A 5,916-nucleotide genomic window follows, 5' to 3' on the forward strand; every position below is an offset into this window, starting at 1 on the left:
GCTGGAATACCGCAGTCGTTTCCGAGCGTTGCAGCATATCGAAGCTTTTCTTGTCATCCAGCGGGATCGCGGCGATATCAATCGGCTCCAACCCTTCTTTGGCGCGGCGCGGGTTAATCATCTTCAGCGCCCAGTCGATGATGGTGAGCGTACGCAAGCCGAGGAAGTCAAACTTCACCAGGCCGGCGTATTCCACATCATTTTTATCAAACTGGGTTACCGGGAATTGGCCATTCTCATCACAGTAAAGCGGCGCAAAATCAGTGATTTTGGTCGGTGCGATAACCACCCCACCGGCGTGTTTACCGGCGTTACGTGTGACACCTTCCAGCTTGCGCGCCATATCGATTAGCGCTTTGACCTCTTCATCTGCCTCGTAGATTTCCGGCAGCTGCGGTTCCGCTTCAAAGGCTTTTTCCAGCGTCATGCCGGGATCCGGCGGGATCAATTTGGAGATGCGATCCACAAAGCCATACGGATGCCCCAGCACACGTCCTACGTCGCGGATAACCGCTTTCGCCGCCATGGTACCGAAGGTGATGATTTGCGAAACCGCTTCGCGCCCATACATCTCGGCAACGTGATCGATCACCTGATCGCGCTTTTCCATGCAGAAATCGACGTCGAAGTCGGGCATGGAGACACGTTCCGGGTTAAGGAAACGTTCGAACAGCAGGTCAAATTCCAGCGGGTCGAGGTCAGTGATTTTCAGCGCATACGCGACCAGAGAACCAGCACCCGAGCCACGGCCCGGCCCAACCGGGATACCGTTATCCTTCGACCACTGGATAAACTCCATCACGATCAGGAAGTAGCCAGGGAAGCCCATCTGATTGATAACGTTGAGTTCAATCTCAAGACGTTCATCATATTCTGGCCGCTTCTCCGCACGCACCTTGTCATCCGGGAACAGGAATTCCAGACGCTCTTCCAGCCCTTCACGAGACTTCATGACGAGGAAATCTTCAGTCGTCATTTCCCCGGTGGGGAATTGCGGCAGGAAGTATTCACCCAGGCGTACCGTGACGTTACAACGCTTAGCAATCTCTACGCTGTTTTCCAGCGCTTCCGGGATGTCCGAGAACAGCTCGCACATCTCCTCTTCGCTGCGCATATATTGCTGAGGACTGTAATGACGTGGGCGTTTTGGATCGTCCAGCGTGAAGCCATCATGAATCGCCACGCGAATTTCATGGGCGTCAAAATCTTCTTCGTTGAGGAAACAGACTTCGTTGGTGGCCACCACCGGCACACCTTCGGCAATCGCTAACTCAACGGCGGCATGCAGATAAGCCTCTTCATCGGCGCGTCCGGTACGTGTCAGCTCGAGGTAATAACGATTGGGGAAATGTTCCTGATAGAAACTGAGGCACTGCGACACAAGCGCACTGTTGCCGCGCAGTAGACTGCGGCCAACATCGCCCTTGCGTCCACCGGAGAGCAGAATGATGCCTTCACCCAGTTCGACCAGCCAGTCACGGTCAATAATCGGTCCGGCAATGCCATATCCACGCTGATAGGCACGCGAAATTAACAACGTAAGGTTCTGATAACCGGTGTTGTTGGCGGCAAGGACCGTGAGTTGTGTCAGCTCATCGCCCATCAACTCGCTGGCGACGTGGAAATCCGCACCAATAATCGGTTTGATGCCTGCATCGTGCGCACTGCCGTAAAAACGCACCAACCCGCAAAGGTTGATGTAATCGGTAATCGCAATCGCCGGCATACCCAGCGCAGCCGCCTTCTTGACCAATGGCTTAGTTTTCGCCAGGCCATCGACCATCGAATAGTCGCTGTGTACGCGCAGATGTATAAAACGAGGTTCAGCCATATCAGTTTCCGATTAAAACAGCGTCAGGCTATTAAAGCGCAGTCGGCTGACGCGCGGCCAGCACATCAGCATCAATCAGGGCATTTCGCACCGGGGCAAAGCTGCGGCGATGATGTGGCGTGGCACCAAACTGCGTCAATTTTTCCATATGCAACGCAGTTGGGTAGCCTTTGTGCTGGGCAAATCCATATTCCGGGAACAACAGATCCAGCTCGGCCATTTCACGATCGCGCGTGACTTTAGCGATGATCGAGGCTGCACTGATCTCTTGTACCAGGCTATCGCCCTTCACCACCGCCTGCGATGGCATGGGCAATGCCGGACAACGGTTGCCATCGATCAACACAAAATCAGGCGTAACAGGCAGACCCGCTACCGCACGCTGCATCGCCAGCATAGTGGCGTGCAGAATGTTGAGTTGGTCGATCTCTTCAGGCTCCGCCCGGCCGAGGCTCCAGGCTAGCGCTTTCTCTTTGATCTCGTCATACAGCGCCAGCCGACGCTTTTCGGAAAGCTTCTTTGAGTCGGCCAGCCCTTTAATCGGATTCGCGGGGTCGAGGATGACTGCTGCGGTGACAACGGCGCCTACCAGCGGACCTCGCCCCACTTCATCCACGCCAGCAATGCGCTGTGCGTTTGGGTAGATAAACTCAGTCATTGGCAATCTCCAGTACGGCGTCCGCGGCTTGCTCATCAGCATTCCAGCGAATCTGTTGATGCAACTCGTTGAAGGTGTTCAGCAGGTCATCGCGCTCTGGTCCGGCATGCAACAGAGGTTCCAGCGCAGCCGCCAGTGCCTCTGGCTGGCACTCTTCCTGCAACAGCTCTTTGACCAACTCCCGACCCGCCAGCAGATTGGGCAGTGAAACGTAAGGCGTTTTCACCAAACGCTTCGCCAGCCAGAAGGTAAAGGGTTTCATGCGGTAACCGACCACCATCGGACACTTCGCCAGCATGCACTCCAGCGCAGCAGTGCCGGATGCGAGAATCGCCGCATCGCTGGCGATCATCGCCTGACGGCCTTTGCCATCCAGCAAATGCATCGGTAGCTCGGGCGCCACTTCAGCTTTAATCTGTTCAAACTGTTCGCGGCGTTTGGCATTGACCAGCGGCACCACGATTTCCAGCGCGGGATAACGCTGACGCAATAACTGCGCCGCACGCAAGAAATCCGCACTCAGCATTTCCACTTCTGCACCACGGCTACCCGGCAGCAAGCCCAGACAGATCGCATCCTCCGCGATGCCTAACTCACGTCGCGCCGCAGATTTGTCTGGCTGCAGCGGCATGGCATCTGCCATGGTGTGGCCGATAAAGCGGCAAGGTACGTTGAATCGATCGTAAAACGCTTTTTCAAACGGCAGAAACGCCAATACCAGGTTGGTGTTGCGGCCAATTTTGAACACGCGTTTTTGTCGCCACGCCCAGACGGAAGGACTGACGTAATGAATGGTGCGAATTCCTGCGCGCTTCAGGGTGCCTTCCAATGTGATATTGAAATCTGGCGCATCAATGCCGACGAAGACATCAGGCTTGAGTTCGGTGAAGCGCTGCGTTAAATCCTTGCGAATTTTCAGCAAGCGGCGCAAGCGGCCGAGCACTTCAACAATGCCCATCACCGCCAGCTCTTCCATCTCATACCAGACTTCACAGCCTTCGGCCTGCATCAGCGGACCGGCAACGCCGACAAAGCGGGCATCAGGATGACGCGCTTTGAGCGCACGGATAAGACCTGCACCAAGAATATCGCCGGAGGTTTCTCCGGCGACCAGGGCAATCGTTAAGGGACGCACTGACATGGATTAACGAATCAATCCACGCGTCGAACGGGCAAAGAAGTCATAGAAAGGCTGCACTTCGCTGTGTTGTTTTGCCAGCTCTTCAATCTCTGGTTTCACTTCATCCAGCGTTTTACCACTGCGATACAGCAATTTGTAAGCATTGCGAATCGCGTGCAGTGCTTCTTTGCTAAAGCCACGGCGTTTGAGGCCTTCGATGTTGATACCGAACGGGGTCGCGTGGTTACCCTGCGCAATAACGTACGGTGGGACATCCTGCGCGACGCCTGAACAACCGCCAACCATCACGTGTGCACCAATGGTGCACCACTGGTGGACTGCCGTCATCCCGCCGATAATCGCGAAATCATCCACGGTGACATGGCCACCCAGCGTGGCGTTGTTGGCAAAGATGCAACGGTTACCGATGATGCAGTCATGCGCAATATGTGCATTGACCATCAGCAGGTTATCACTGCCGACTTTAGTGAGGTTGCCACCCTGCGTAGTGCCACGGTGAATAGTCACACTCTCGCGGATGCGGTTGCGATCGCCGATTTCAACACGGGTCGGTTCACCGGCATCTTTCAGGTCCTGGTTCTATTCACCAATCGAAGCAAACTGATAGATCTGATTGTCTTTGCCGATACGCGTGTGGCCGTTCACCACCACGTGCGATTTGAGCACCGTACCTTCACCAATTTCCACGTTAGCGCCGACAAAGCAGAACGGGCCGATGTGAACATTGGCGCCGATGACGGCACCTTCTTCAATAACGGAACTGGGATGAATATTGGCGGTTGAATCAATCACTAATTATGCCTCCCGGCTACGGGCACACATCATGGTCGCTTCACAGACAATCTTGCCGTCTACAGTTGCCACGCCTTTGAAGCGCGTCAGACCACGACGAGTTTTCTCGAAGGTCACTTCCATGATCATCTGATCGCCCGGTACCACTGGACGTTTGAAGCGGGCTTCGTCGATACCGGCGAAGTAGTACAGCTCGCCGGGTTCCAGTTTTCCAACGCTTTTGAACGCCAGAATACCGGTTGCCTGCGCCATTGCTTCCAGAATCAGAACGCCTGGGAAAATCGGCTTACCAGGGAAGTGTCCCTGGAAAAACGGTTCATTAACAGAAACGTTCTTCACCGCACGCAGATATTTATGCTCTTCAAATTCCAGCACGCGGTCAACCAGCAAGAACGGATAGCGGTGCGGCAGCAGTTCTAAAATCTCTTCGATTTTCAGAGTATGCGTTTCAGTTGTCAAAATACTCTTCCTGTCCTAAAAAATCTGATGGCAATAATAACACGGCCTGCACAGATCAAAATGATCCTCCGCAGGCCGCAAATCAGTTCGGTGGCGTAACGCTTTCCTGAGAGACCTCCTCACACGCATTCGGGGTAAGCCGAAGTCGCAAGAAGGCACGCTGCTTTATTATGAAAGCGGGTCGCGAGCGATGCGTTTAGTCGTCTTTGCCGACCTTACGTTCGATGGCTTTTAAGCGTTTGCTCATTTCATCGATATTCATCACCAGCGCTGCCGTTTTACGCCAGGTTTTGTTGGGTTGCAGTGGGATACCCGATGAGTATACCCCAGGCTCTGTGATCGGGCGCATTACCATGCCCATGCCCGTTACGGTCACTTTGTCACAGATTTCCATATGGCCGTTAATCACGCTGGCGCCGCCAATCATACAATAACGTCCAATCTTCAGACTACCCGCCATGATCACACCACCCGCAACGGCCGTGTTATCTCCAATCACAACGTTGTGCGCAATCTGACACTGGTTGTCTATGATAACACCATTGCCGATCAGAGTGTTATCCAGTGCACCGCGATCGATGGTGGTACAAGCACCAATTTCAACGCGATCACCAATTACCACGGTTCCCAGCTGTGGAATTTTCACCCAATTGCCACGGTCGTTAGCATACCCGAAACCATCGGCACCGATCACGGTACCCGACTGAATCAGACAATCCTGACCAATCTCGATCTCATGGTAAATCGTCACGTTAGCCCAGAGGCGCGTGCCGCTGCCAATCCGGCTCTTTTTGCCGACAAAGCAGCCTGCACCAATCACGACGTTGTCACAAAGCTCAACGCCAGACTCAATCACCGCGTTCGCCCCTACCGACACAGTTTGTCCCAGCTAGGCGGAAGGATCGATCACCGCGCTGTGCGCGATATCCTGCGCGGGCTGCGGCGTGGTGTCCAGCAGTTGTGCCATGCGGGCATAGGTAAGATAGGGATTTTTCACTACCAGGGCGGCAGTATTGCACCATTCCAGATCCGCTT

Annotated in this window: 4 protein-coding genes and 2 pseudogenes; all 6 read right to left on the reverse strand. The window is 54.3% G+C overall.

Translation table 11 applies throughout. The features are described from left to right. A partial coding sequence (gene dnaE, locus RT340_RS21395) for a DNA polymerase III subunit alpha (RefSeq protein ID WP_313377680.1) occupies positions 1-1,831 on the reverse strand: 1,831 nt, incomplete at its 3' end. Positions 1,832-1,862: 31 nt separating this feature from the next. After that, positions 1,863-2,489, reverse strand: coding sequence for a ribonuclease HII (gene rnhB, locus RT340_RS21400; RefSeq protein ID WP_034829460.1), 627 nt, complete (start codon positions 2,487-2,489; stop codon positions 1,863-1,865). Continuing rightward, complete coding sequence (gene lpxB, locus RT340_RS21405; RefSeq protein ID WP_211729113.1) at positions 2,482-3,630, reverse strand: lipid-A-disaccharide synthase; 1,149 nt, start codon at positions 3,628-3,630, stop codon at positions 2,482-2,484. Before lpxB ends, rnhB begins: the two co-directional genes overlap by 8 nt. 3 nt (positions 3,631-3,633) lie before the next feature. Beyond that, a pseudogene (gene lpxA / locus RT340_RS21410) lies at positions 3,634-4,422 on the reverse strand (acyl-ACP--UDP-N-acetylglucosamine O-acyltransferase). Between the two features lie 3 nt (positions 4,423-4,425). Then, complete coding sequence (fabZ, locus tag RT340_RS21415) at positions 4,426-4,881, reverse strand: 3-hydroxyacyl-ACP dehydratase FabZ (protein ID WP_013507953.1); 456 nt, start codon at positions 4,879-4,881, stop codon at positions 4,426-4,428. A 196-nt stretch (positions 4,882-5,077) separates the two neighbouring features. Continuing rightward, positions 5,078-5,916 (reverse strand): annotated as a pseudogene (gene lpxD, locus RT340_RS21420) (UDP-3-O-(3-hydroxymyristoyl)glucosamine N-acyltransferase); the annotation flags it as partial.

The organism is Pantoea sp. CTOTU50773, from assembly GCF_032082325.1.
Taxonomy (GTDB): domain Bacteria; phylum Pseudomonadota; class Gammaproteobacteria; order Enterobacterales; family Enterobacteriaceae; genus Pantoea; species Pantoea communis.

What these genes read in the sequence shown, in the direction of transcription:
- rnhB (WP_034829460.1), bottom strand. Translation starts at nt 2,489, where the DNA reads ATGACTGAGTTTATCTACCCAAACGCACAGCGCATTGCTGGCGTGGAT.
- lpxB (WP_211729113.1), bottom strand. Translation starts at nt 3,630, where the DNA reads ATGTCAGTGCGTCCCTTAACGATTGCCCTGGTCGCCGGAGAAACCTCC.